The organism is uncultured Flavonifractor sp. (genome assembly GCF_944383115.1).
Taxonomy (GTDB): domain Bacteria; phylum Bacillota; class Clostridia; order Oscillospirales; family Oscillospiraceae; genus Flavonifractor.
Genome location: NZ_CALWOJ010000006.1, coordinates 1 through 25,946 on the forward strand (window position 1 = coordinate 1; position 25,946 = coordinate 25,946).

At 59.7% G+C, this 25,946-nt stretch carries 28 protein-coding genes and 1 pseudogene; 17 read left to right on the forward strand and 12 right to left on the reverse strand.

Annotated elements, in window-relative coordinates; genetic code table 11:
* Positions 1–1,131, forward strand: a 1,131-nt coding sequence (locus tag Q0K43_RS01375; protein ID WP_297288777.1) for a DUF4368 domain-containing protein, incomplete at its 5' end; no start/stop codon positions are given.
* Between the two features lie 92 nt (positions 1,132–1,223).
* Here Q0K43_RS01375 and Q0K43_RS01380 read toward each other — a convergent pair.
* Positions 1,224–1,748, reverse strand: a complete 525-nt coding sequence (locus tag Q0K43_RS01380) for a hypothetical protein (RefSeq protein ID WP_297288778.1) — start codon at positions 1,746–1,748, stop codon at positions 1,224–1,226.
* Positions 1,749–2,078: 330 nt separating this feature from the next.
* Between Q0K43_RS01380 and Q0K43_RS01385 the strand changes: the two are divergent.
* A pseudogene (locus Q0K43_RS01385) lies at positions 2,079–2,513 on the forward strand (low molecular weight protein-tyrosine-phosphatase); the annotation flags it as partial.
* On the forward strand, positions 2,487–3,431 hold the full coding sequence (miaA, locus tag Q0K43_RS01390) for a tRNA (adenosine(37)-N6)-dimethylallyltransferase MiaA (protein WP_366086120.1): 945 nt from the start codon (positions 2,487–2,489) through the stop codon (positions 3,429–3,431). The pseudogene Q0K43_RS01385 and the gene miaA, both read left to right, overlap by 27 nt.
* A 50-nt stretch (positions 3,432–3,481) precedes the next feature.
* On the opposite strand, the gene Q0K43_RS01395 is transcribed toward miaA, so the two are convergent.
* Complete coding sequence (locus tag Q0K43_RS01395) at positions 3,482–4,237, reverse strand: tRNA lysidine(34) synthetase (RefSeq protein ID WP_087188631.1); 756 nt, start codon at positions 4,235–4,237, stop codon at positions 3,482–3,484.
* Between the two features lie 224 nt (positions 4,238–4,461).
* Between Q0K43_RS01395 and rplM the strand changes: the two genes are divergently transcribed.
* Together rplM and rpsI are read left to right on the forward strand one after the other, a co-directional pair.
* Positions 4,462–4,893: a 50S ribosomal protein L13 gene (gene rplM, locus Q0K43_RS01400; RefSeq protein WP_297288779.1), complete on the forward strand. Its 432-nt coding sequence runs from the start codon at positions 4,462–4,464 to the stop codon at positions 4,891–4,893.
* Positions 4,894–4,910: 17 nt separating this feature from the next.
* Positions 4,911–5,315, forward strand: a complete 405-nt coding sequence (gene rpsI / locus Q0K43_RS01405; protein ID WP_087188633.1) for a 30S ribosomal protein S9 — start codon at positions 4,911–4,913, stop codon at positions 5,313–5,315.
* Between the two features lie 101 nt (positions 5,316–5,416).
* Here the strand turns inward: rpsI and Q0K43_RS01410 are convergent, their stop codons facing one another.
* Complete coding sequence (locus tag Q0K43_RS01410) at positions 5,417–6,382, reverse strand: HpcH/HpaI aldolase/citrate lyase family protein (RefSeq protein ID WP_297288780.1); 966 nt, start codon at positions 6,380–6,382, stop codon at positions 5,417–5,419.
* Positions 6,383–6,602: 220 nt separating this feature from the next.
* Here Q0K43_RS01410 and Q0K43_RS01415 point away from each other — a divergent pair, with 220 nt between their 5' ends.
* From Q0K43_RS01415 to Q0K43_RS01470, 12 genes are all read left to right on the forward strand, one after another.
* Complete coding sequence (locus tag Q0K43_RS01415) at positions 6,603–8,870, forward strand: YceG family protein (RefSeq protein WP_297288826.1); 2,268 nt, start codon at positions 6,603–6,605, stop codon at positions 8,868–8,870.
* Positions 8,871–8,875: 5 nt separating this feature from the next.
* Entirely contained in the window at positions 8,876–10,030 is a 1,155-nt protein-coding gene (locus Q0K43_RS01420; protein ID WP_366086119.1) for a toxic anion resistance protein, read from the forward strand.
* A 29-nt stretch (positions 10,031–10,059) separates the two neighbouring features.
* A complete protein-coding gene (locus Q0K43_RS01425) occupies positions 10,060–10,641 on the forward strand; it encodes a TerD family protein (RefSeq protein ID WP_297288781.1) in 582 nt (193 codons plus the stop codon).
* A gap of 15 nt (positions 10,642–10,656) precedes the next feature.
* Positions 10,657–11,238, forward strand: coding sequence for a TerD family protein (locus tag Q0K43_RS01430; RefSeq protein WP_297288782.1), 582 nt, complete (start codon positions 10,657–10,659; stop codon positions 11,236–11,238).
* Between the two features lie 12 nt (positions 11,239–11,250).
* Positions 11,251–11,859, forward strand: coding sequence for a TerD family protein (locus Q0K43_RS01435; RefSeq protein WP_297288783.1), 609 nt, complete (start codon positions 11,251–11,253; stop codon positions 11,857–11,859).
* A gap of 18 nt (positions 11,860–11,877) precedes the next feature.
* Positions 11,878–12,486, forward strand: a complete 609-nt coding sequence (locus tag Q0K43_RS01440) for a TerD family protein (protein WP_297288784.1) — start codon at positions 11,878–11,880, stop codon at positions 12,484–12,486.
* Between the two features lie 105 nt (positions 12,487–12,591).
* The gene (locus Q0K43_RS01445) at positions 12,592–15,243 is read left to right on the forward strand and encodes a calcium-translocating P-type ATPase, PMCA-type (RefSeq protein WP_297288785.1); all 2,652 of its coding nucleotides are present in this window, start codon (positions 12,592–12,594) and stop codon (positions 15,241–15,243) included.
* Positions 15,244–15,301: 58 nt separating this feature from the next.
* On the forward strand, positions 15,302–15,871 hold the full coding sequence (locus tag Q0K43_RS01450; protein ID WP_297288786.1) for a rhomboid family intramembrane serine protease: 570 nt from the start codon (positions 15,302–15,304) through the stop codon (positions 15,869–15,871).
* Between the two features lie 25 nt (positions 15,872–15,896).
* Positions 15,897–17,045 (forward strand): phosphoribosyltransferase domain-containing protein, encoded by a 1,149-nt coding sequence (locus Q0K43_RS01455; RefSeq protein WP_297288787.1) that lies wholly within the window; start codon positions 15,897–15,899, stop codon positions 17,043–17,045.
* Positions 17,029–18,081, forward strand: coding sequence for a cysteine protease StiP family protein (locus Q0K43_RS01460; protein WP_297288788.1), 1,053 nt, complete (start codon positions 17,029–17,031; stop codon positions 18,079–18,081). Before Q0K43_RS01455 ends, Q0K43_RS01460 begins: the two co-directional genes overlap by 17 nt.
* A gap of 2 nt (positions 18,082–18,083) precedes the next feature.
* Positions 18,084–18,869 carry an HAD-IIB family hydrolase gene (locus Q0K43_RS01465; RefSeq protein WP_297288789.1) on the forward strand — a complete coding sequence of 262 codons (786 nt, stop codon included), beginning with the start codon at positions 18,084–18,086 and terminating at the stop codon, positions 18,867–18,869.
* A gap of 71 nt (positions 18,870–18,940) precedes the next feature.
* Positions 18,941–20,287: a serine protease gene (locus Q0K43_RS01470; RefSeq protein ID WP_297288790.1), complete on the forward strand. Its 1,347-nt coding sequence runs from the start codon at positions 18,941–18,943 to the stop codon at positions 20,285–20,287.
* 76 nt (positions 20,288–20,363) lie between these two features.
* Here Q0K43_RS01470 and Q0K43_RS01475 read toward each other — a convergent pair whose 3' ends face one another.
* From Q0K43_RS01475 to Q0K43_RS01515, 9 genes are all read right to left on the reverse strand, one after another.
* Positions 20,364–21,044, reverse strand: a complete 681-nt coding sequence (locus Q0K43_RS01475; protein ID WP_297288791.1) for a TIGR00266 family protein — start codon at positions 21,042–21,044, stop codon at positions 20,364–20,366.
* A gap of 75 nt (positions 21,045–21,119) precedes the next feature.
* The gene (locus Q0K43_RS01480; RefSeq protein WP_297288792.1) at positions 21,120–21,731 is read right to left on the reverse strand and encodes a single-stranded DNA-binding protein; all 612 of its coding nucleotides are present in this window, start codon (positions 21,729–21,731) and stop codon (positions 21,120–21,122) included.
* A gap of 69 nt (positions 21,732–21,800) precedes the next feature.
* Positions 21,801–22,217: a cupin domain-containing protein gene (locus Q0K43_RS01485; protein WP_297288793.1), complete on the reverse strand. Its 417-nt coding sequence runs from the start codon at positions 22,215–22,217 to the stop codon at positions 21,801–21,803.
* Positions 22,207–23,295, reverse strand: coding sequence for an ethanolamine utilization protein EutH (eutH, locus tag Q0K43_RS01490; RefSeq protein WP_297288794.1), 1,089 nt, complete (start codon positions 23,293–23,295; stop codon positions 22,207–22,209). Before eutH ends, Q0K43_RS01485 begins: the two co-directional genes overlap by 11 nt.
* A gap of 48 nt (positions 23,296–23,343) precedes the next feature.
* Positions 23,344–23,574 (reverse strand): EutN/CcmL family microcompartment protein, encoded by a 231-nt coding sequence (locus Q0K43_RS01495; protein ID WP_297288795.1) that lies wholly within the window; start codon positions 23,572–23,574, stop codon positions 23,344–23,346.
* Complete coding sequence (locus tag Q0K43_RS01500) at positions 23,549–23,821, reverse strand: hypothetical protein (RefSeq protein WP_297288796.1); 273 nt, start codon at positions 23,819–23,821, stop codon at positions 23,549–23,551. The genes Q0K43_RS01495 and Q0K43_RS01500 overlap by 26 nt, the downstream gene beginning before the upstream one ends.
* 207 nt (positions 23,822–24,028) lie before the next feature.
* Positions 24,029–24,658, reverse strand: coding sequence for a phosphate propanoyltransferase (locus Q0K43_RS01505; RefSeq protein WP_297288797.1), 630 nt, complete (start codon positions 24,656–24,658; stop codon positions 24,029–24,031).
* Complete coding sequence (locus Q0K43_RS01510) at positions 24,645–25,367, reverse strand: ATP-binding protein (protein ID WP_297288798.1); 723 nt, start codon at positions 25,365–25,367, stop codon at positions 24,645–24,647. The genes Q0K43_RS01505 and Q0K43_RS01510 overlap by 14 nt, the downstream gene beginning before the upstream one ends.
* On the reverse strand, positions 25,368–25,664 hold the full coding sequence (locus Q0K43_RS01515; protein ID WP_087188677.1) for a BMC domain-containing protein: 297 nt from the start codon (positions 25,662–25,664) through the stop codon (positions 25,368–25,370).
* Positions 25,665–25,946: the final 282 nt, after the last annotated feature.

Consider the following 25,946-nt stretch of genomic DNA (forward strand, 5'->3'; position numbering starts at 1 on the left):
AAAAAGAAGTGGATTATAGACGAGGAAGCCGCAGCCGTTGTGCAGCAGATTTTCGCGTTGTGCGTTTCCGGCATGGGTCCGACGCAGATTGCAAAATGGTTAGAAAAGCACGAAATCTATAATCCGACAGCTTACTCCCAAGCAAAGGGGCGGCCTGTTACCAACAAGCCGACGGCTAACCCATATAAATGGACAAATGAAACGGTTTCCCGCACTTTAGAACGCATAGAGTATTTAGGGCATACGGTGAACTTCAAGACCCGCAAGCAATCCTATAAGAGCAAGAAGAAGTTGTGGAACGACCCGTCGGAATGGGTAATCTTTGAAAACACACAGCCGCCGATTGTGGAAGAAAGCGTATTCCTCATTGTGCAGAACATACGCCGATCACGCCGCCGCCCTACCAAAATGGGCGATATGGGTATTTTCTCCGGGCTGCTTTATTGTGCAGAGTGTGGCGGCAAGATGTATCAATGCCGAGCAACGAACTTTACCGAGGAACAGAAGTATTTTATCTGTTCAACCTATCGGAAAGGCAAAGATTTGTGTACGACCCATTCCATAAAAAATGTTGTCCTGCATGAAATTGTTTTGCGGAACTTGCGGGAAGCAATCGAGTATGTAACGCAGTACGAAGCCGAGTTTATCCAAGAAGCAGCGGACAGCCGTTTGCGTGAGCGCGACGCGGAGTTTTCCCGCAAGCGCGAAACACTTTCCAGAGCCGAAAGCCGGATTGCCGAATTGGATAACCTGTTCAAGCATTTATACGAGGACAATGTAACCGGGAAATTATCAGATGAACGGTTTATCAAAATGTCCCGTGATTATGAGTTGGAGCAGGAAAACTTAAAATCAATGGCAGAAGTGTTGCGGGAAGAAATCAAGCAGCAGGAAAAGCAAAAAACCAACGTTAAGGCGTTTATCAGCGTCGTAAAGAAGTACACCGATATGCAGGAACTTGACGCTTCCATTTTGCGGGAGTTTATAGACCGTATCGAGGTTTCCCATACCGACAAGAAATCCAAGACAAGGGAAATCACGATTGTCTATAACTTCATCGGTGCATTTGATTTTGAACGGGCAAAAGAAAAAGCCCAAAATACAACTCAAAAACAGCAAAGAACGGCATAGCCGTTTGGCTATACCGTCCCTTGCTTCAATGTTTTCTTAATTCACCGCCCCATTAGCCGGGGGTTTTGACGCAGAACATGATCGAGAAAAACTCATCTGAGTTTTTCCGCTTTTTTTAATGCCTTAATATATTGATTTTTCACGCCACTTTCGTTTTCTTTTGCGCATAAATCAGAAATCCGTTCAAATAAGGGGCCCTTGGCGTAATGAGGAATCATAATAATACAAGATAATGCATAAGCACTTGCCCATCTAATTACGGTGCCGTCATTTCCCGCGTTTTGCAATAAAGCCGCTATCGCATTCTCAAGTTTAGCGGGAAATTTATTTGCAAGATTCCCTACAATGCGGGAAGCTTCCCGTTTGCAGGAATTGTCAGAAGATAAAATATATTTTTCCGCCAAATCCAGATACTCCGGTTCCAAAGTAAACTCTTTGGAGCGGCTTACTTCTTCAACGGCTTCGAGCAAAAGTGAAATGTTTTTTTCAGACAAAGATTCACAGGCCTCTGAAACCATTGGAAAATTGGCTTCGCAATTGATCATTGCTGCAACAATGGCATTTCTCTTTTCCAAACGTTTTAATGATTTGTCATTGATTATTTCTGTGATAGTCATTCTTAATTCCTCCCAAAAAGTAAAAGAATGCATTCTTCACTTGCTGGCGGAGAAACGTTTTGCGGACGGCAATTCCACCGGCGAGAGCCGCACAAACGGCGCAAGAGAGAAACCACAATGATTTTATCAGAAGAGAGCGAATAAATCTATCGTCTCACAATGAAAAGGGCCAAGCAGGTTCTATCTGAAATTTGTGGTGGGAAAGACTGCTTGAATATGGTACAATCAAAGCGTTATAGCTGGGTCGTTTTCAGCACGGCAAGGCGTTTGATCATGTTGAAAAATACGTACGATCATTCGATTTTCGACTTGTGAAGGAATATATACGAGATGATAAAAATACTTTTTGTGTGCCACGGCAATATCTGCCGCAGCCCTATGGCCGAGTTTGTCATGAAGGATCTGGTGAAAAAGGCGGGGTTGGAGGGTCAATTTGAGATCGCCTCCGCCGCCACCAGCGCCGAGGAACTGGGCAACCCGGTCTATCCCCCCGCCCGGAGGAAGCTGGCCGAACATGGTATCAACTGCTCCGGCCACGCCGCCCGCCAGCTAAATGCGGCGGACTACCGCCGGTGGGACCTGTTTCTGGGCATGGACAGCGCCAACCTGCGGAATATGCGCCGGCTCTTTGCCGGCGACCGGTCGGGGAAGGTCAAGGCCCTGCTGTCTTATATCGGCGAGGACCGGGACATCTCCGACCCCTGGTACTCCGGTGACTTTGAGGCCACCTGGCGGGATGTGTACGCCGGCTGCTCCGCCCTGCTGGCCGCCCTGACGGAGGAAAAGCTGCCCAAGCTGGTGGTGGTGCTGGGCACCACCGCCTGCGGCAAAAGCGGCCTGGGGGTGGAACTGGCCAAGCGCTTTGGCGGCGAGATCGTGTCCGCCGACTCACGGCAGGTATACACCGGCCTGGACCTGGGTACCGGCAAGGTGACCCAGGAGGAGATGGACGGGGTACCCCACCATATGCTGGACGTGGTGGCCCCTAATCAGCCCTACTCGGTGGCCGACTTCCAGGTGGGGGCCTACGCCGCCATTGACGACATCATCGCCCGGGGGAAGGTCCCCTTCCTGGTGGGGGGCTCCGGGCTGTACGTCCGGGCCGTGACCGAGGGCTTTGCCTTCACCGACGCCACCCCAGACCCCGCCCTGCGGGCCGAGCTGGAGGGCAAGACCGCCGCGGAGCTGTACGCCATTCTGCGGGAAAAGACGGGGGTCACCCTGGCCAACGGGGAGGAAAACAACCACCAGCGGCTGGTGCGCTCGGTGGAGAAGGCCCTGGCCGACGGCTGGGAGGCCCCACAGGCCCAGCCCCGGTACCGCTGCCTGCTGCTGGGAGTAAACTTTCCGCGGGACAAAGTGTGTCAGCGCATTGACGACCGGCTCCAGACCCGGATTGACGCGGGTATGATCGAGGAGGTGGCGGGCCTGCGGGAGGCAGGGGCCACCGACGAGTTCCTGGAGGGTCTGGGGCTGGAATACCGCTACATCCTCCGCTACCTGAAGGGGGAGATCCCCTCTCTGGAGGCTCTAAAGGATGAGCTGGGCCGGGCCATCAAGCGCTTTGCCAAGCGGCAGGTCCAGTGGTTCAACCGAGACAGGGACGTACTGTGGCTGGATATGGAGGGGGATTTCCTCACCCAGGCCGTCCGGACGGTGGAGCAATTTTTGAAAGAACCCTAAAAAGAAAGCCGCTGCGGACGCTTCCGCAGCGGCTTGTTTATGCTTGGATGTTATCCCTCGGGCAGGGGTACCCGCCGGTGTTCCACCGGCCCCCAGGCGGGCAGAGGCAGGCCCTGCATGGCCCCGAACACCCGGCTTTTCAGACCAGGGTACTGCTGGTCCAGGGTGTGGATCAGCTCCTTGACCTCCTGCCGCTTGGTGTAGCCGTCGGCGGGGCAGGGATTGAACACCACCGGCAGATGGTTTCGCTCAGCGGCATTGCGGATGAGGCCCTCCCCGCAGTAGAGCATGGGCCGGATCTGGCTGATGCCCATGCGGTCCAGCCAGGTCACCGGCTGGAAGCAGCTCAGCCGCCCCTCGTAAAACAGGGACAGGAAGAAGGTCTCCACCGCGTCGTCAAAGTGATGGCCCAGGGCAATCTTGCTGATGCCCCGCTCCTTGATAGCGTTGTGGAGGGCGCCCCGCCGCATTTTGGCGCACATGGAGCAGGGGTTCTTCTCCTTGCGCAGGTCGAAGATGATGTGGTGGATCTCGGAGGGCAGCAGGGTGAAGGGCACACCAATTTGCTCACAGTAGGCGGCCACCGGGGCAAAGTCCATCCCCTCTCCCCCGTCCACATGGCCCATGTCCAAGGTGTAGGCCTCCACGGTAAAGGGCTTGGGATAGAACTCCCGCAGCCGGGCCAACGCGGTGAGCAGCACCAGGGAATCCTTGCCGCCGGACACCCCTACGGCAATGCGGTCTCCGGCCTGGATCATGTCGTAATCCTCCACACAGCGGCGGACATAGCTCAAAATCTTGTTCATAGGCACCTCGAAAAATTGAAAATCGAAATAGAGCATTCAAGAGAAAACAAGAGATATTGCGCGGTTTCAAGAGCATACACTTTTTCTATTGAAAAAAATCAGAAAATGTGTTGACACCAGATAACCCCCGTATTATAATACAAAACGCTCCAATCGTAAAGATTGGGGCCTGTATTCTGTTTAGACATATTTTTTAAGATATCATCAAAATTGGAGGTTTCACCATGTCCACTTTTATGGCCAACAAGGGGAACATCGTCCGCAAGTGGTATATCCTCGATGCGGCTGGTAAGCCCCTGGGCAAGACTGCCGCCACCGCGGCCACCCTGCTGCGCGGCAAGCACAAGCCCGAGTATACTCCCCATGCCGACTGCGGCGACTTCGTCGTGGTTGTCAACGCCGAGAAGGCCGTTCTGACCGGCAAGAAGCTGGAGCAGAAGTACTACCGCACCCACTCCGGCTGGGTGGGCGGCCTGAAGGAGACTCCCTACCGCCTGCTGATGCAGCAGAAGCCCGAGCTGGCCATGCGTGTGGCCATCCGCGGCATGATGCCCCGCAACATCATCACCAAGGATTCTCTGTCCCGCCTGCACGTCTACCGCGGTGCCGAGCATCCCCACAACGCCCAGAAGCCCGAAGCCTGGGCGGCCAACTAAGCAGGAGGTACAAAGCAATGTATAAGAGCAAGAAGCCTTATCTGTATGGCACCGGCCGCCGGAAGTCCTCCGTGGCTCGCGTGCATCTGTTCCCCAACGGCACTGGCGCCATCACCATCAATGGCCGTGACATCGACGACTACTTCGGCCTGGAGACCCTGAAGCTCATCGTGCGTCAGCCTCTGGCCACCACCGACACCCTGGGCAAGGTGGACATCGAGACCACCGTTACCGGCGGCGGCGTGACCGGCCAGGCCGGCGCCATCCGTCACGGCATCGCCCGTGCCCTGCTGCAGGTCAATCCCGAGTACCGCGCTGCCCTGAAGGCCGCCGGCTTCCTGACCCGCGATCCTCGTATGAAGGAGCGTAAGAAGTACGGTCTGAAGGCCGCCCGTCGCGCTCCCCAGTTCAGCAAGCGCTGATTTATCTGCCACGTCTCAAGAATGCCGCCCAAATGGGCGGCATTCTTTTGTCCAAAACAAACAGGCCGCTGCAAAAGCAGCGGCCTGTTTGTTTTGTCTCTTCACTCCTGGCGTATCCCATAGATCCTGGCAAGATGCAGGATCCGGTTGGCCCAGTTGAAGTGGGTCTTATATTCATTCATCCGCGTGGCGTCCGCGCTGGAAGAGACCAGCAGCCCGCTGTCCTGCTCCCAACTCACGATCCCGCAGGCGTCTTTATAGTCCCGGGCGGACACCTTCAGCATATCATTGACCACGGGTATCTGGTTGGGATGGATCACCGTCTTTCCCACAAAGCCGCTGAGCAGATCCAAAGACAGCTCCCTGCGCAGGCCCTCCTCCCAGCCGGCGCCGGAGTAATACTCCCACACAGGGCCGGAAACCACATAGCGGGTGGCAAAGGTGGTCACAATGTCGATGAGCAGATCCGCCACCGGCCTGACGTCATAGATGGTGTCCCCCACCCCTCTGCGCAGCCCGAAGGCGTGGGAGAGGTCGTTGCCCCCCACACGGATGTTCAGGATCTTGTCCGACACCCGCTCCAGTTCATCCTTTACCCGCGCCAGGTTTTGATACCTGGTGCTGAGGTCGATCATGGCCGCAGACTCAAAGATGGGCATGTAACAGTATCCCGGCTGGCAGGCGGAGATCTCTTCCATGGCCTGAACGTAGGCCCCGCAGTTGTCCACAAAGAATTTGGGCAGAATAAATCCCCGCAGCACATTGGAAAAGGGGCTGTATGCGGCGGCCAGCTTTTTCAGCTGTTGGGGGCTTCTCACCCGAACAAAGACAAGGGGCAGATAAAAGTCCCGCTTGGCCGTGTTGGCACTGATCTGCCGCAGCGTCTCAAACAGTTCCTGCTCCGCCCTGTCCACAGCGGCGTCCGCCACCGTGTCTTCCAGGCAAAACGCCAGGGAAAAGGGCTTTGGATACTGTTCCCGCAGCAGCGCATCGGCAATGGTCCTGTGGGCGTTTGCCGGACAATACAGCAAAGCGCCCACGTCATAACCGCTGATCTGTTCCACCATCAGAATCCCTCTTTTAACTGCAAGTGATTCGCAGCAGAGTTTGCTGCCATTCTGATGATTGTATCACAATATACCCAATAAATAAATGGCAAATCAAAAGGAGGCCTTTATTTTTTGTTCCATAATTATTCAGGATATGCGCCCTGCTTTCTGTTGAAAAAAACCGGAAAGATGATATAATGAAATATACTTTATAATTCAGTTGGGGATTATTGATGTGATGCTGAAACATGTGGTGCCGGGAAAGCTGAATGATTTCTTCCTCCCCCTTTCCAACCGTCCGGAAAAGGGCGTATATTTTTGCCGAATTGCAGGGTATACCCCCGCCATTGAGGAATTTATCAAGCAGTATTACGACTGCGCCCGGCGCACCGGCGTCATCATCGACGGCAGAATCCCCAATCCCGATACCAATAATCTGTCCTACTTTTCCGAGATGATGGGGGCGGAGTTCCGGCTGGATCTTCCCTTCCTCCAGGCCAAGCTGCAAAAGTGGCTGCCCCGCATGTCTGACGGGGCCCGGGATACCGTGGTCTCAGCCATTTTTTCCACCTTGCAAGACATGCTGCGCCACGGCAAAAACGAAAATATGCTGCGCAATGCGTACATCAAATACATGTGCTGGCTCTACTACAAATTTGAGCGGATCGTAAATCAGTTGGGTGGGGAATCCTTGCCCAAAATCCTATACGACGGGTCCATCAGCAATTACGAGTTACAGCTACTGGTGGTATTGTCCCGGGCCGGCTGCGACATTGTGCTGCTGGAGCGGGCGGGAGACTCCCCTTACCTCCAGCTGGATCCCCGTTCGGAATACGCTTCTCTCTACCAGGAACCGGGCATGACCCCCTTCCCCCAGCAATTTGATCTGAAGTGGGTCCAGTCCGAGCTGGCCAAGCAGGCCAATCGCCAGCGCCTCTACGGCGCGCCTCCCGCCGTCCGCAACTGTACCAACGCCTGGATGAAAAAGCCTGAGATCAAAGAGATCCTCACCGATCCCAAGGCACGGGGAACCGACCCCGGCCTGTTCTACAACGGGTTCATCCTCCAGCGTGGCGTGGAGGACAAGCTGCTCTTCTCCAACGACATCTTCTCCTTTTACAAGCAGCTGAAAAGCCAGCAGCGGCGGGTGTGCCTGCTCAGCGGCGGCATCCCCGCCCCCACGCCCGAGGAGATCTCCTCCATCCGGCGTCAGAATTATACCAATATGGATCAGCTGGCGGCAGGCCTTGTACCCAACATCCAGTATCCGGCCAATCCCGACCTCCAGCGGTGTATGGTCAAGGCGTTTATCGACCTTCTGTATGAGGAGTCCAAAGCCTCCGGCGGCATGATATCCAGACTCACCAACAAAGCCGTCTATCTGCTGGTATGGCTCAGGCGGTATCAAAAGGAACTGTTTTCCAACTGGAAGATGCCGGAGACGGCAGTGTGGATCCTCTTCGGCAAGTGCGCCACCGCAAACGAGGCGTTGTTTGCGCGGTTTCTCGCCCGGCTGCCGGTGGACGTGCTGGTTTTGCTGCCCGACCTGAATGAGAACTGCCCCCTTCAGGACCCCTCCCTGCTGGAGCTGCGGTTCGAGGCATCCCTGCCTATGGAGCGTTTCCCCGCCGAACCGTCCCAGATGCGGGTCAGTACCGCGGCCTACCAGGCGGAGCGGGAGCTGGATACCCTGATGTATCAGGACTCCGGTCTCTACCGCAACCAGCAGTACGGCAGCGCGGAGACGGTGACCCTGCAAACCATGTATGAGGAAATTGAGCTGCTGTGGGATCAGGAATTGAAGTACCGCCCCAGTTTCGCCGTGACGGGCCAAACCGTGACGGTCCCAGTGCTTCTGGAAAAAATATGCGGCGTGAAAGACGGGCAAATGAACCCCTACTGGGCCAGCATCAAAAAGCTGATCACCCCCGACACCACGGTGATCCGCAGCGTACCCTGGCTCTCCTCCCTGGATCCCAACCCCATCAAGCCCTTTGCCACCCAGTTTTTGAAGAACGGCCGTCTCCAGAAGGCCGCCATCAAAAACCACAAGGCCTACCCATACGGCATCCTGCGTCCGGAAATGCAGGAGCATCTTTTGGATAAGCTGCAGCTGCTGCTGGACCAGCGGACCATCGCGGGCACTTATCAGAACGGGACGGAATACACCGTCATCGCCACCGCCCTCAATTTGAACAAGGACCTGCTGCGGCAGATTCAGAAGTTTGATTTCACCAAGAAGAATCCCAAGCTCATCATCATCAACACCACCGAAAAGATCTTGTCCCTGGAGGACAGCATCCTGGTGGCCTACCTGAATCTTGTGGGATTCGACATCCTGTTCTTTGTCCCCACGGGGTACCAGTGCATTGAGAAATACCTCCCCGCCGGGTATGTAAACGAGCATACGCTGGGCGATTATGTGTACGATCTGTCCGTTCCCGATTTCCATTCCGTCCAGGAGAGCGGGCGCGGTTCCATCAGAAGATTATTTGGAAGGAGTTAATCATTATGGGATTGGACTTTAGCAGACCCGCCTCAGACGCGCCCCAGATGCAAGGTCAGGTTGTATCCGCCCCGCCTGCCGAGCAGGAAGATTTCCAGCAGTACGACATTGTGGCCGACCGTCAGCAGATGAACGAGGCCATGACCAACTCCCCTGAAGTGGACCGGATCGCCAGTCAGATCGAGGTCTATAATCTGGAGTCCATCGTGTCCTTCGGCGCAGGCGCGGCGGAGGAGATCTCCAAATGCTCCGACGTTGTCCTCAACAGCATGAACATGTCCCAGCTGGACGAGTCCAGCGCCATGCTCAACACCCTGGCGAAGATCATGGACAAGTTCGACATTGAGGAGATCAAGGAAAACCCCGGCTTCTTCGGCAAGCTGTTCGGCAATCTGCGCAAGCAGCTGGACAAGATCCTGGCCAAGTACCACACGATGGGCGACGAAGTGGACAAGATCTACGTCCAGCTGAAGAAGTACGAGTCGGAGATCAAGCAGTCCAACCGCAAGCTGGAGGAGATGTTCCAGGCCAACGTCAACTACTACCACGAATTGGTGAAGTACATCCTGGCCGGCGAGCAGGGCTGCCGTGAGCTGGAGGCCTATATCAGCCAGCGTCAGGCGGACATGGAATCCTCCGGCGACAATTCCATCCAGTTTGAATTGACCACGCTGAATCAGGCCCTGATGATGCTGGAGCAGCGCACCCAGGACCTGCGCACCGCGGAAAACGTGGCTATGCAGGCCATCCCCATGATCAAGACCATGCAGTTCAGCAACATGAACCTGGTGCGCAAGATCAACTCCGCGTTTATCATCACCCTGCCCGTCTTCAAGCAGGCCCTCACCCAGGCCATCATGCTCAAGCGCCAGCGCATCCAGGCCGAGGCCATGTCCGCCCTGGATGAAAAGACCAACGAGATGCTGATCCGCAACGCCCAGAATACCGCCGAGCAGTCCAAGATGACCGCCCGGCTGGCCTCTGGCAGCTCCATCAAGATCGAGACTCTGGAAAAGACCTGGCAGACCATTGTTTCCGGTATTGATGAGACCAAGCAGATCCAGGAGAACGCCCGCAAGCAGCGGGTTGAGGATCAGAAGCGCCTGGAGGCCATCAAGGCCGACTTTAATTCCAGATACAACGTACCCGGTAAGAAATAAAGACAACTGAAATAAGGAGGATCACGGCTATGCCTATCAATCTGACTAAGGGACAAAAAGTGGATCTGACCAAAGGCAACCCCGGCCTGACCAAGATCGTGGTGGGCCTGGGCTGGGACGTCAACGCCTTTGACTCCGGCGCGGCGTTCGACCTGGACGCGGCGGCCTTCATGACCAACGCCTCCGGCAAGTGCCCCACGGAGAAAGAGTTCGTCTTTTACGGCAACCTGGAACACGCCAGCGGCTCGGTCAAGCATATGGGCGATAACCTGACCGGCGAAGGCGACGGCGACGACGAGCAGATCGCGGTGGATCTGTCCAAAGTTCCCGCCAACGTGGAGCGCATCGCTTTTACCGTCACCATCTACGACGCCGAGACCCGCAATCAGAACTTCGGCCAGGTCTCCAACGCCTACATCCACATCCAGGACATGGTATCCGGAGCGGATCTGATCCGGTACGACCTGGGCGAGGATTTCTCCATTGAGACCGCCATCGTGGTGGGCGAGCTGTACCGCCACAACGGCGAGTGGAAGTTCAACGCCATCGGCAGCGGCTTCCAGGGCGGCCTGGCGGCCCTGTGCGGCCACTACGGCATTGAAGTTGCATAAAAAGGAGGATATTGTATGCCTGTCAGTCTGAAAAAGGGGCAGAAGGTCAGCTTGACCAAGGACAATCCCGGTCTGAGCCGGGTGGTTGTGGGCCTGGGCTGGGATGTGAACGCCTTTGATACCGGCGGCGCGTTTGACCTGGACGCCGCGGCCTTCCTGCTGGGGGAGAACGGCAAGACCACCTGCAGTGAAGATTTTGTGTTCTACGGCAACCTGCGCCATCCCTCCGGCGCCGTGGAGCATCTGGGCGATAACCTGACCGGCGTAGGCGACGGCGACGACGAGCAGATCAAAATTGACCTGACCCGTATCCCCCCCAACATCAGCCGGGTGGCGTTCACTGTAACCATTTATGAGGCGGAGGAGCGCCGTCAGAATTTCGGCCAGATCAACAACGCCTTTATCCGCATTTTTGACGAAACCAACGGCCAGGAGATCCTGAGATACGACCTGGGCGAGGATTTCTCCATCGAGACCGCCGCCGTGTTCGGCGAGCTGTACAAGAACAACGGCGAGTGGAAGTTCAACGCCATCGGCAGCGGCTATCAGGGCGGTCTGGCGGCCCTGTGCGCCAACTATGGCATTGATGTGGAATAAGAGGAGGCAGCCATGGCCATCAGTCTTGAAAAGGGCAAAAAGGTAAATCTCCAGAAACAGCAGAACACCGGCCTGGGGGAAATCCTGGTAAACTTAAACTGGAACACCCGCCCCGCCAAACAGGGCTTCTTTGCCAGCCTTATGGGCGGCAACAAGGGCGGTATTGACCTGGATCTGGGCTGCCTGTACGAGCTGAAAAACGGAAGGAAGGGTACTGTGCAGGCCCTGGGGAACGCATTCGGTTCCCTCCGGCAGGAGCCCTACATCGCCCTGGACGGCGACGACCGGACGGGCGCCGTCACCACAGGCGAGAACCTGCGCATCGACGGCAACCGGATCTCCGAGATCCAGCGGGTGCTGGTCTACACCTTCATCTATGAGGGCGTGGCCAACTGGCAGCAGGCCGACGCCGTGGTCACCATCAAGTACCCCGGCGCAGAGGACCTGGTGGTAAAGATGGACTCCTACAACTCCAGAGACATCATGTGCGGCCTGGTGCTTCTGGAAAACGTCAATGACGAGACCTTCAGCGTGGAAAAGATTGTCCAGTTCTATCCCGGCCACAAGGCGCTGGACCAGGCCTTCCACTGGGGCCTGCGCTGGACGGCGGGCCGCAAATAACGAGGAGGTAACACAGATATGTCTGTCAGCTTACAAAAAGGGCAAAAGGTCAGCCTGACCAAAGAGAGCAGAGAGGGCCTTAACAAAGTGATCGTTGGCCTGGGTTGGGACGAGGCCAACCCCGCCGGCAAGGGCGGGCTCTTCGGTTCCCTCTTCTCCAAGCCCACCCAGGCCATCGACTGCGACGCCTCGGCCCTCATGCTGCAAAACGGGCGTCTGGCGGACGGCAAAGACGTGATCTATTACGGCAACCTGACCCACAGATCGGGCACCGTAAGGCACATGGGCGATAACCTGACCGGCGCCGGGGACGGCGACGACGAGCAGATCACCATTGAGCTTGACCGGGTGCCTGCGGAATACGACCGGATTGTGCTGGTGGTCAACATCTATCAGGCCATGGCCCGGCAGCAGCATTTCGGCATGATCCAGAACGCCTTTATCCGCATTGTGGACGCCCGCAACAATCAGGAGCTTTGCAAGTTCAACCTGTCGGAAAACTACAACGGCATGACCGCCATGATCTTCGGCGAGGTCTACCGCCACAACGGCGAGTGGAAATTCAACGCCGTGGGTCAGGCCACCACCGATCCTGCGCTCTCCGATCTGTGCAGACGCTATATGTAAGCCTTACGCCTATCCACAGTTTGAAACGACTTATATACACAGGCAGGGAGGAGAAGGGAATGGACCCATTCCTTCTCTTATCCTGTGTCTACAGGAGAAAGAGACATGCACTATAACGGACTTACAGACAAAGAAGTTGCCGAATCCAGAGCGAAATACGGCAGCAACCAGATCCCGGACTCAGAACCCACCACATTCTGGGCAGAATTTAAGGAGACCTTCGGCGACCCCATGATCCGTATCCTGCTGGCCATTGCCGCGCTCATGATCGTCATGTGCATCTTTGGCTATGCGGACATCTATGAACCCATCGGGACCATCGTCGCCGTCCTCATCGTGGCCTTTGTCTCCGCCAAGACCGGCGTGGCCAGCGACACCAAATTCCGTCAGCTGAAGGACCGCACCAAGAAGGACCAGTGCAAAGTCTACCGAAACGGCCTTGTGGCCGTCATCGACATCGACGACGTGGTGGTGGGCGACAAGGTCCTGCTGCAGTCCGGCGACAAGATTCCCGCCGACGGCGTGCTGATCCACGGCAGCATCCGGGTGGACAACTCCGCCCTCAACGGCGAGGCGGAGGAGTGCCCCAAGTTTGAGGCGCCCGAACACTTCCGTCTGGCCGACGAGATCACCGGCGACACCTTTGTGGACAAGCACTCCCTGTTCCGGGGCGCCGTACTGTTTGACGGTGAGGGCGTTCTGGACGTTCAAAAAGTGGGGCTGTCCACCATGATGGGCAAGATGGCGGAGGAGATGCAGGACGACGAGCCCGACTCCCCCCTCAAGGTCAAGCTGGCCCGCCTGGCAAACATGATCTCCAAGTTCGGCTACATCGGCGCCATCGTCATCGCCGCCATGTACTTCGGCTACTATATCCTGTCCGCAGGCGGATTTGGGCCTTATTTCGCCTCCGACGCCACCGTGATCATCAAAGATATCGTGGAGGCGGTCTCCCTGGCGGTGGTGATCATTGTGTGCGCCGTGCCCGAGGGGCTGCCCCTGATGATCTCCCTGGTGCTGATGCAGAATACCAGCAAGATGCTGGACCACAACGTGCTGGTCCGCAAAGCGGAGGGCATCGAGACCGCCGGGTCCCTCAACATCCTGTTCAGTGATAAGACGGGCACCATCACCAAGGGACACCTGGAGGTGGTGGAGTTCTTTACGGCGGACGGGATCACCATCCCCATCTCCGATCTGCCCAAGCACGGCAAGATCAAGAGCATGGTGGATCTGGCCATCGGCAAGAACACCCAGTCCATGTTCGACGCCCAGGGCAACGTGATCGGCGGCAACGCCACCGACCAGGCTCTGATGAAATTCCTGGGCGCGGAACTCTTCAACAGTCTGGAGTCCTCCTGCACCGTAACTCTGTCCCAGGGCTTCAACTCCGCAAACAAATTCAGCCAGGCCTACCTGGGCGAGCTGAAAAAGACCTTCTACAAGGGCGCGCCCGAGCGGCTGCTGGCCGTAGCCAAAACCTATCTGAGCATCAGCGGCGAGGAGCGGGAGATCTCTCTGGACGCCATCAACGCCAAGATCGACGAGCTGGCCAACCGCTCCATGCGGGTGCTGGCCTTCGGCTACTCCAACCAGAACATGACGGAGAACCAGATCAATCCCGATACCACCATCATCGGCTTTGTGGGCATTCGGGACGACGTGCGGCCTGAGGCACGGGAGGCCATTTCCGCCGTTCAGCACGCCGGCATCCAGGTGGTCATGATCACCGGCGACCGGCTGGGCACAGCCGTGGCCATCGCCAAGGACGCCGGCCTTCTGAAAACGGAAGACGATATCGCCCTCACCTCCGGCCAGCTGAATGAATTGAGCGATGACGAGGTTAAGGAGATCATCCCCCGCATCCGGGTCATCGCCCGGGCGCTGCCCACCGACAAGTCCCGCATGGTGCGCCTGTGCCAGGAGATGAACCTGGTGGTGGGCATGACGGGCGACGGCGTGAACGACTCCCCCGCCCTCAAGCGCGCCGACGTGGGCTTTGCCATGGGCAGCGGCACCGAGGCCGCCAAGGAGGCCGGCAAGATCGTCATCCTGGACGACAACTTCAAGTCCATCAAGGACGCCATCTGGTACGGCCGCACCATCTATCACAATATCCTGAAGTTCTGCAAGTTCCAGCTTGTGATCAACGTGGCTGCCGTCATCGTCAGCGCCATCTCCCCCTTCTTCGGGGTGGAGGAACCGCTGAAAGTGACCCATCTGCTCTTCGTCAACCTGGTAATGGACGGCCTGGGCGCCATCATGCTGGGCAACGAACCGGCCCAGGAACACTATATGACCGAAAAGCCCCGCAGGCGGGACGAGAGCATTGTCAGCAAGGCAATGATGGTCCAGATCGTCATTATGGGCCTGTGGCTCACCGTGCTGAGCTTCGTATTCCTGAAGGCCCCCTTCTTCGACCAGTTCTTCGCCACCTATGAGCAGAAGCTGTCGGCCTACTTCGTCCTGTTCATCTGGAGCGCCCTGTTCAACGGCTTTAATGTCCGGGTCGACGGGTTCGGTATCTTCAAGGGTCTGAACGAAAACACCGGTTTTATGAAGGTATTCTTCGCCATTATCCTGGTACAGGCCCTCATCGTCAACGCGGCGCTGGTTCCGGTGGAAGCGTGCGCATGGATCGGCAATATGTTCAGCTGCGTGCCCTTCGCCCCTCTGGGCTGGGTAGTGGTAGGAATCCTGGCGGCAACTATGATCCCCGTGGACATGCTCCGCAAAGCCCTGACCCCCAAAAAGTAACACAGGAAGGGGCGCCCGCAAAGGGCGCCCCTTCCCAACCGATGGGAGATCCCTGTCCATGAAAAAACTGCAATACAATGCTCCGGTAATCCTGAGCTTTTTCTTCCTGTCCCTGCTGGCCCTGCTGCTGGGCTACCTGACAAAGGGCTGGACCACCACCGCCCTCTTTTCCGTTTACCGGGCGTCTCTGGCCAACCCCCTGACCTACGTCCGCTTCCTGGGGCATGTGCTGGGCCACGCCGACTTCAACCACTTCCTGGGGAACATGCTGCTGCTTTTGGTGGTGGGCCCGCCGCTGGAGGAAAAGTACGGAAGCCGCGCCCTACTGGCCGGCATCCTGTTTACCGCCCTGGTCTCCGGCATTCTGCAATTCATTCTCTTCCCCCATACCGCCCTCCTGGGCGCCAGCGGTATCGTATTCATGCTCATTATGCTGGCCTCCGTCTCCGGCATGCGGGGTGGAAAGATCCCCCTCACCCTGCTCCTGGTAGGCGCCCTCTACCTGGGCCAGGAAATCTACTCTATTGTTTTCGTCAATGACAGCGTGGCCAACTTCATGCACATCGTCGGCGGCGTCTGCGGCACGGGCTTCGGGCTGCTGGCCGGCAGGAAACGTCCGGCCCGTTGATACTATAACAGCGAGGAAACCATCTATGCCTGAGTACACAAGCCAAAACACCCTGCGCATCGCCAAACGCTTCCATAACCGGAAGCGGACCTATCTGCTGGTCAACCCGCTGCAGGCAAAGCACATCCCCGTTCAGCCCTCCCGCGCCCTTGCCATGATGGACGCGCTGGGGGCGCGGCTGGCCCGGAAGTACCCGGACGCCGGACTGGTGATCGGCTTTGCAGAGACGGCCACCGCCATCGGCGCGGTGGTAGCCGGGCATATGGGCCCTCACTGCGTCTACCTGCACACCACCCGGGAGTCCTTCCCCGGCGCGCTCCACTGGATCGAATTTCAGGAGGAACACAGCCACGCCGTGGAGCAGAAGCTGAGCGACGACGCCCTGTCGGAGCAGCTTTCCAAAACTCACTGTGTGATTCTGGTGGACGACGAGATCTCCACCGGCGCCACCCTGCTCAACATGGTGGCCCAGCTCAGGCAGCGCCATCCCTGCCTGGCGGAAAAACAGATTGTAGCGGCCTCCATCCTGAACCGGGTGTCCCCGGAACATGAGGCGCGGATGCGGCAGGCGGGGGTCCAAAGCGAATATCTGGTCAAACTGCCCCAGGAGGATTACGCCGCCCTGGTGGCTCCCATCGAGATCCGGGAGGCGGACCCGGCCCTCCCCCGCCCCCTGTCCTTTCAGCGCCGGACGCTGTCCTGCCCGCCGCCGGGCGACCCCAGGCTGGGCGTGCCCTTTTCCGACTACCGGCAAAGCTGTCTGGTCATGGCCCGGGCCTTTTTGGAGCAGGCCCTCCCCCACATTCCCGCCGGCAGCCGCATCCTTACTCTGGGCACGGAGGAGTGCATGTACCCCGCCCTTGTGCTGGGAGCCATGCTGGAGGAGATGGGGCGGGACTATCAGGTGCGCTGCCATGCCACCACAAGAAGTCCCATCGGCGTCTGCCCCGATCCCGGCTATCCCATCCGCTCCGGATGCCGCCTCCCCAGCTTCTACGACGGGGAGCGGACTACCTATCTCTACGATCTGGAACCCTGCGACGTGCTGATCGTCATCTCCGATACACCGGCGGAGGGGACCGACGCGCTGTGCAGTCTGGTGGGCGCGTTCCCGCCCGACGGGGTGCGGAAGGTCTTTTATCTCCAAGGAGGGCAACATGTTTGGTACCTATAAGCCCCAGGATGTCACAATCCTGCTGAAGGATATCACCGGGTTGGTGGAACCCCTTCCCACCGGGGAGCGGGAGAAACGAATCCAGAGCGGCGTACACTACTCCGAGATGCTGCCGCTGGAATACGAACCTTCCCCGGCCTATCTTGCGGCCTACCAGGACGCGCTGCGCCGCTACGCCCCCATAACCGCCCGGGCGGTGGCCTCCGTGGCCCGTCAGATCTGGCAGGAGAAGGGCGGGGACGCCGTTCTGGTCTCCCTGGCCCGGGCCGGCACCTCCATCGGCGTGCTGATCAAACGGTACATCGCCCTGGCCTATCACGAGGATGTGAAGCACTATACCATCTCCATCATCCGGGGCAGAGGGATCGACCGCAACGCCATGTCGTACATCCTGGCCCGCCACCGGCCGGATCAGCTCCAGTTCGTGGACGGCTGGACCGGGAAGGGCGCCATTCAGTCGGAGCTGAATAAAGCCATGGCAGACTACCCCGGCGTGGACGCCGGGCTGGCCGTCCTGTCCGACCCGGCCCACCTGGCGGGGAAGTGCGGCACCCACGACGACTTTCTCATTGCCAGCTCCTGCCTCAACTCCACCGTCTCCGGCCTGTTGAGCAGAACGTTCTACCGAAGCGACCTCATCGGCCCCGACGACTTCCACGGCGCGGCCTATTACCCCCACCTGAAGGAGAAAGACCTGACCTACTCCTTTATCCAGGCGGTGGAGGCTCACTTCCCCGCCCAGCCGGCTCCCGTGCCGGAGAATGCGGCCCCGTCCAGGCCCGCTCTGGAGGAAGTGGACGAGATTTGCAGGCGCTTTTCCATCTCCGACCGCAATCTGGTCAAGCCCAGCATTGGGGAGGCCACCCGGGTGCTGCTGCGGAGGATGCCCTGGAAGGTGCTGGTCCACAGCATGCACGACGAGGCCCATCTGGGCCACATCTATCAACTTGCAAAGGAGAAAGGCGTACCGCTGATGGAGTACCCGCTGGTCAACTACCGGGCCTGCGGGCTCATACAGTCCATCGCCGACAGCTGACTATGCCAGGAACCATTTTTGCCAGCGATCTGGACAACACGCTGCTCTTCTCATGGAAACACGCTGTGGAGGGCGACCTCTGCGTGGAGTTTCTCAACGGGGCGCCCCAGGGCTATTTGACCGGGGAGGCGCCGTCGTACCTGGAACGGATCATGCGGCACGCCCTTTTTGTCCCGGTCACCAGCCGGTCGGTGGAGCAGTATCTGCGCATCCAGTTTCCACACCGCTGCCGCCCCCGGTATGCGGTGGCGGCCAACGGCGCGCTGCTGCTGACGGACGGCAAGATCGACCCGGCATGGCGGGAGGAGTTTACCCAGGCGGTGGCCCCGTGGCAGGACGCCCTTCAGGCCGCCCTGGAGGCTCTGTCCGCCCTGCCCCAGGGCAAACGCTGCCGCATTGTGGACGGGATGTTCGCCTTTGCCGCCTGCGATAACCCCCAGGACGCCCTTGCGCTGAGCGGCGCGCTGGAGGGCGTCACCCCCCTCCAGGTATCGGTCACGGGGCGGAAGGTCTACCTGTTCCCCCCGCCGGTCAACAAAGGCGCCGCCGTCCAGAAGCTGCGCCGCCGCCTTCAGGCGGATCGGGTCATCTGCGCCGGAGACAGCGTGATTGACGTACCCATGCTGCAACAGGCGGACGTAGCCATCCTGCCTGATGCGGCGCTGCTGGAGGGCGCGCAGTCCTCCGCCCAAGTGGTCTGCGCGCCGCCGGGCCGCTTCTACGACTTCGTGTTGCAGGAGGCGCTGCGCCGCGTCTCTCCACAGCCCTGCCCGAACCAGACCGGTTGATCCCCTTCCCCGCCGGTACTTGCAACCTATCCCTCCATTGAGAACACCTTATCTGCAAAGGAGCGGAACCTATGGCAGACTACAGGCAGTATTTCCAGGCGGTCCTCCGGCCGTCCTCCGACCATATGATCGAGGAATTTTTTGCGCTGAGCGGCAGATACTCCAACTTTCAGAAAGAGACCTGCTTCATCCGCTATCTGAGCCGGGGAAACTACGGTCCCATCATGGAGAAGCTCCGTCTGTGGCAGGAGGACCCCTCGGCCCGGCGCAGCGGCTATGTGTTTGTACCCGCCCTGGCCAGGCAGCCGGATCAGACGGAGCTGGCCAACTATGTGACGCTCTATCACCAGGGGGACTGTCAGCTGCCCTTCCACTTTGAAAACAACATCCTGGAGGGCGTGTTTCAGGCCCAGTTTCGTCACACCCTGGACCTGTTCCGGCAGAGCCGGGGCCGGGCGGAGGAATCCATCATCAGAAACGCCGCCATTAAGCTGCTGTACTGGATCGACCTGTATTTCCCCCAGCTCTTCACCCAGACCCGCGCCATCCGCTGCTTCCCCAAGTTTGCGTGCGGCGGGACGGTGAAGCTGCCGGAATACCTGTTTCTCTGCCTGCTCTACCAGATGGGCTGCGACGTGCTGTATGTGGGACGGGACCAGGACGTGTGCGTCACCGACCCCGACCTGCTCCGCCTGTCCGTGCTGCTGGAAGAACCGGAACAGCAGCAGCCGCAGCTCCGCCCGGCGGAGGAGATCAGAACCCGCCCCGGCGTCTCCATTCCCCGGCGGCCGGCGGAGGCTCCCCCCGTTCCGCGGCAGGCCCCACCCGCGCCCGCTGCCAACGGGCAGCCGCTGGAATATACCGAACTTGCCAAACTGGCCCTTTCCGTGGTCATGCTCCAGGTATATGACCAGAACGACCAGTGCTTCAAAACCGGCTCGGGCGTCATTGTCAACCAGTCGGGCTACATCCTGACCAACTTCCATGTGGTGGCCGGCGGCCGCTATTTCGGCATCCTGCTGGAAGAGGAGCAGGACGTCTGCTACACCGACGAGCTGATCAAGTATAATCAGGATCTGGATCTTGCCATCCTGCGCATGAACAAGCGCAGAGCGCCCATCCCCATCTGGAAGGATTCCTCCCCACTGGTCAGGGGTCAGAAAGTGGTGGCTATCGGAAGTCCCCTGGGCCTGTTCAACACGGTCTCCGACGGGATCATCTCAGGGTTCCGCATGGTGGGAGAACGCTCCATGATCCAGTTTACCGCCCCCACTTCCCACGGCAGCAGCGGCGGGGCGCTGCTGGATTTGTACGGCAACCTGATCGGCATCATCACCGGCGGATTTGACGACGGCCAGAACCTTAACCTGGCTGTGGATGCCAAAACCATACTGGCTTTTTCCAAGGGGCTCTTGTGATCCGGTACAGGATAACAAGCAGGGGTCTCCGGGCGCTGAGCGCCCGGAGACCCCTGCTGTATCTTACCGCTGTTGTTCAGTTGCTGCCTTTGGGCAGGAAGGGGAGCAGCGCATCGGCAAGGCCGGTGACCGGCATGGTCTGGAGGGTCACCTTGCCGGGGCCGGTGATCACCGTATTGAACAGGCCCTCCCCGCCGAAGAGGACGTTTTTCACGCCCTTGATCATCTGTACATCAATGGAACAGGTGGCGTCCATCATGGCCAGGTTGCCGGTATCCACCACAATGCTCTGCCCCGGCTTCAGCTCGTATTCCACCACCGAGCCGTCCAGTTCCACAAAGGCCATGCCGTAACCGGACAGCTTCTGCATGATAAAGCCCTCACCGCCGAAAAAGCCGGTTTTCATCTTTTTCTGGAAGTGGATGGACAGCTCCACTCCCTGCTCCGACGCCAGAAAGCCCCGCTTCTGCACGATGATCGGATGGGCCGGGTCGATAGGGATGGCCCGAATGGTGCCGGGCAGGCTGGAGCCAAAGGCAATCATGCCCGGGCCGCCTACCGCCGTATATGTATTCTGGAAGATGGAGTCACCGGAAAACATCCGGCCAAAGGCCTTGCCAATGCCCCCCGCGCCGGTAGACATCTCCATATTGGGGGACATCCAAACCATAGACCCCCGCTCGGTGATCATGGACTCGCCGGCGGCCACCTGACAAATCACTACCGGCATGGGCTCTCCCTTGATCTCATACTGCATACCATCGCCTCCTCATCAAATGGGTTTCCAAAATGAGTATACGATAGAGGCCGCTGGGATGCAAGCCGTTTTTCGTCAGACTTCCACCCCCTCCAGGCGCATGACCGACACCTCAAAGGCGGTGCGCTGACGGCTTTCGCCATTCTCCAGCTTGGTGTAGGCCCGGCTTTGGAGGCGGCCCTCCAGCCGCACCCCGTCCCCTACCTCCAGCTCGCCGCAGCAGCGGGCCAGGGCGCCCCAGGAGATGCAGGGCAGATAGTCCGCCCGGCCGTACTTCCGGTTCACCGCCAGCATCAGATCGCAGATCTCCCGGCCCAGAGGGGTGCGTCGGAACACCGGCGGCTTGCACAGTACCCCGGCCAGGGTGAGCCGGTTCTCGTTGGGCCCCTCCCCCGGCTTGATGCTCTTGGCATGCAGGGTGATAACCAGCTTGCTGCCGGTGCCGCTTTTGTTGTTGAAGGAGCGCACCTCCCCCTCCACCTCCACCGGCATGCCCGCTTTTACCGGGCAATCCTCCAGCATCCCTTTGGGGACAATGACGTTGATGGTGTCCTCCGACCCGGACAGCCGGAGGACGGTGAGGGGAAAGGTCTCGTATACCACGCCGTGAGTCTCATGGGACCACACCGGGTCCGCCGCGGCGGTACCCCGGAGCAGCGCCCGGTTTTCATTCCATCCTGTCTGCATATCCATCCACACTCCTGCCTGTTTTGGGTAGCTGTGGAATCTATATGCGGGTTTGTCCCAGGATATGCCCTACTGCTGGTTCTGCCAGTCGGCGGGATAGACGAAATAGAGAAACCGGGCGTGGCCGGTGACCGAGAACTGGATCTCGCTGCCCTTGGGAATGTGGATCAGCTCCCCCGGCCCGGCGGACACCTTCTGCCCGTTGCACAGGATGTCCAGCCGCCCCTCCACCACATAGTCCATCTCGTCGTAGTTAAGGGTCCAGGGGAAGGTGGTATCGGTCATCTCCATGATACCCACCCCCAGCCTGGGGGACTGCTCCAGGGTGAACAGGTCACAGGTGTATACCTGGTCACCGGGGTTGCCGGTGATCATCCGGTGGGCCTCTGTAACGGTGATGGCAGGCACTTTCACCGCCTGCACCCCGCCCCCCAGATGCTCCAGCAGCACCTGGCGGATGATCTCTTCCAGCCGGTTACGCTCCATGCCGCTCCTCCTTTCGGGTCAGGAACATAGCCACCGCCACGGCGGTGACGCCGCCCACCAGCTTGCCCACGATCATGGGGAAGATCATGGTGGAATCAAAGCCGGCGGTAAAGCCCAGATGGTCGCCGAACACGAAGGCCGCCGACACGGCGAAGGCCACGTTGATAATCTTGCCCCGGCGGTCCATGTCGTGGAGCATCTGGAACATGGGGATGTTGTTGGCCAGAGTGGCCACCATCCCCGCCGCCGCCACGTCGTTCATGCCCAGAAGGCTGCCCAGCTTCATCAGGGGCTTGCGGAACACCTTGGTAATGACGTACACCAGGGGGAAGGCCCCCGCCAGCACGATGGCGATATCGCCCACGATGCTGATGCCCTCGTCAATGGAGTTGAGGCCGGGGATGACGGTGAGGGGGGTCAGGGCCTCAATGATGGCGGCGGCCAGGCCGATGGTGATGATGATGACAATGATGCGGCCAAAGACCTGGAAGCCCTTCACCATGCCGTTAGGCACAAAGGCCAGCCCCAGGGCGATGAGTACCGCGAACAGGATGATGGGCAGCAGATTGCGGGCCACCATCCCCACCGGGAACCCGGCCACCAGGCCGCCCACAAAGCTGCCGATGGGAATGGTGATGACGCCGGCCAGCACGCCGGTGGCCAGGGCGGGTCGGTCCTCGGCTTTAATGATACCCAGGCCCACCGGGATGGTAAAGACGATGGTGGGCCCCAGCATGGCGCCCACGATGAGGCCGCCGAACTGGCCCGCCTCCTCGGTCAGGGCCAGCTCCTGGGCCAGAGGGGCGCCTCCCATGTCGTTGGCCAGGATGGTGCCGGCAAACATGGCCGGGTCGGCCCCCAGGGCCTGATAGAAAGGCACCACCACCGGCCGCAGCAGGTTGGCCAGCACCGGGGCCAGGCAGATGATACCCACCATAGCCAGGGCCAGGGAGCCCATAGCCAGGATACCCTCCTCAAACTTCTCCCCCAGGCCGAACCGGTTGCCGATGATCCGGTCGATGGCGCCCAGGGCCATAAAGAGTACCATCAGATAGACGATGATCTCGTTGATGGACATAAACTGTCCCTCCCTTTTGTAAAACGGAGCGGCGCGGGGGCCGCCCCCTTATGGATCAATGATCCCAATGACGGCGGCGTCCACCGGTACGTCCGCACCGGCGGCAATGCGGGCCGCCCCGCCGGTGGCAATGAGGACCCGCTCGCCCTCACCCGCCCCCACGCAGTCGGCACACACCATCAGTCTGTCCCCCACCTCCACCGTCAGAAAGGTCTGGCCGGTGAGGTTGGGGGCTTTTTTTGTGGCCCATACCTTACCGGCCACCTGTCCCAGCAACACAGATCCCCATCTCCCTCAGCTGCCGCTCCAGGGCCAGGCAGCGGCGATAGATTGACGGCGGGGCGGTGCGGCGGTAGAGCCGGTACTCCAGCGCCTTCCGCTCCAGACACACCCGCGCCCCCGCCAGCAGGGCGGCCAGCACCTCGGTCTCCCCCGGACTGGCCGGGGCCAGGGCGGCCAGCCGTCCCATAGCCCCTACCGGCAGCCAGGTAATCACCAGGGTGCGCCCCCGCCACTCCAGCCTCACGGCAAAATCAGTCCCCGGTCGCCTTTTTTGAACCCGCAGGCATTGGCCTCTGTCTCCCCACAAAAGGCATAGCCTTTTGCGGGGGCCCCGGACTTTTTATCTGCTCGGGCGAAGTGAATTCGCCCTGCGCCGAGGTTTTGCCACTGGCAAAACGCTCGTGACGCGCCAAAAGGCGCGGTAACTCCTCGGCCAACATCAGACATGGCTCTATCCTCCTGGCAGGATCAACGCCCGGTCACCCTTTTTGAAGCCGCAGGCATTTGCTTCGTCATAGTCAATGTGGGCTGCAGCAGCAAACTGGGGGGATACCCGCACCTCCACCCCTTCAAAGGTGAGGGGGCGCTGGGTGAGGCACTTGAGCCGCACCTCCTGCCCGTTTTCCACCCCGAAGCGGGCGGCGTCCGCCGGGGTCATGTGGATGTGCCGCTTGGCGGCAATAACCCCCCGGTTCAGCCGCAGCACCCGGTCTCCATTGCGCAGGGTGATGCCGGGGGTGCCCTCAATGTCCCCCGACAGCCGCACCGGGGGCGTAATGCCCAGCACCACGCCGTCGGTGAGGGAGATCTCCACCTGGCTCTCCTTCCGCTCGGGGCCCAGCACCACCACGTTGGGGATGGACCCTTTCGGCCCCTCCAGAGTCACCCGCTGGGCGGCGGCAAACTGCCCCGGCTGGGACAGGTCCTTCACCCGGGCAAGCTGGAAGCCGGGGCCGAACAGAGTCTCCAGATCGGCCCGGGACAGGTGGACGTGGCGGCCGCTGGCCTCCACCTCCACCGTCAGGCGGTTTACGATCTGTGCCGCCAGGGCCTCAATATTGATGGTATTAAGCGTGTTCATATTGTCCCGCCTTTAACTTGATCATCATGATCCACATGAGGGAGGACAGCCGGTTCAGGGCCAGGATGATGTCCCCCCGGGTCACATTGCCCTCCACATCCTTGAAGGCGGCGTAGGCCGACAGTTCGGTCTGCCGCACCAGAGTGCGCACCTTGTTCACCGCCAGCAGGGCGGGCCCGTCGGTGTAGGCGGGCAGGAAGTGGGGCTGGCCCAGGTGCTTATCCGGGTAGTGGGAATACTCCCGCAGCTGCCCGGCGTCGTAGCCGCACAGGTGCAGCTCCCCCACCGGCTCGTCCAGCACATCGCACCGGATGAGCCGCCGCACCAGGGCCAGAGCCTCCTCCAGTTCCTTTACCAGAAGCGGATAGGCCTGGGACGCCTGCTGGGCCAGCATGATCTCCCCCTCCAGGGCGTCGATCATGCCCCGGAAGGCGATGCGGGGGTGGTCCTTACGCACCAGGATGTTGCCCTTCAGGTGGGTCATATGCTCCGGCTTTTCGTTCAAAGTGGCGCCGAAGAGGGTACGGTATTTACCAGGGGCGGGTGCGCCGGCATCCTCCCGCCCCTGAGGGAATACCGCCTGAATCTTGTGGGCGGCCAGCCAGTCCCGGGCGCCGGGGGTCAGCTTCTGGTCGCGGTTGACCACCACCGGCCCCCGGGTGCCGTTGTCCGACATGCGCCGCACGTCCTCACGGGTGAGCAGCTCCATTTATTCGCTCATGCCCTCGCCGCCGTGGGGCAGAATGTGGTCCACCTCGGCATGGGGACGGGGGATGACGTGGACGGAGATCAGCTCGCCCACCTTCTCGGCGGCGGCGGCGCCGGCGTCGGTGGCGGCGTTGACGGCTCCCACGTCGCCCCGGACCATGACGGTTACCAGACCGCCGCCCACCTGCTCCTTGCCCACCAGCTGCACGTTGGCGGCCTTCACCATCGCGTCGGCGGCCTCAATGGCCCCCACCAGTCCCTTGGTTTCCACCATACCCAGCGCGTTCGTATTTGCCATGTTCTGTTTCCTCCTGTCAGTTGTCTGTTTCATAGGCTCCGCCGGTTGGGCGGGCGCCGGTTTGCTTCTTCTGCCCCGGCCCGGCTGGGCCTTCTTCTTTTGGGTCTCCGGGGGATGCTGGGCGGCGTAGCTGCCGCTGCCCGCCCCCTTATGCCCCGGCGCGGCCAGGGCCGCCTCCACCGGCATGTGGGGGGCTCCCCCCGCCTGGCCGGCCTCCTCCCCGTTGGCGGAGCGGACATCGTGTTCCATGTCCTCCTCCAGCCCCTGGGGTTTTTCGGCCAG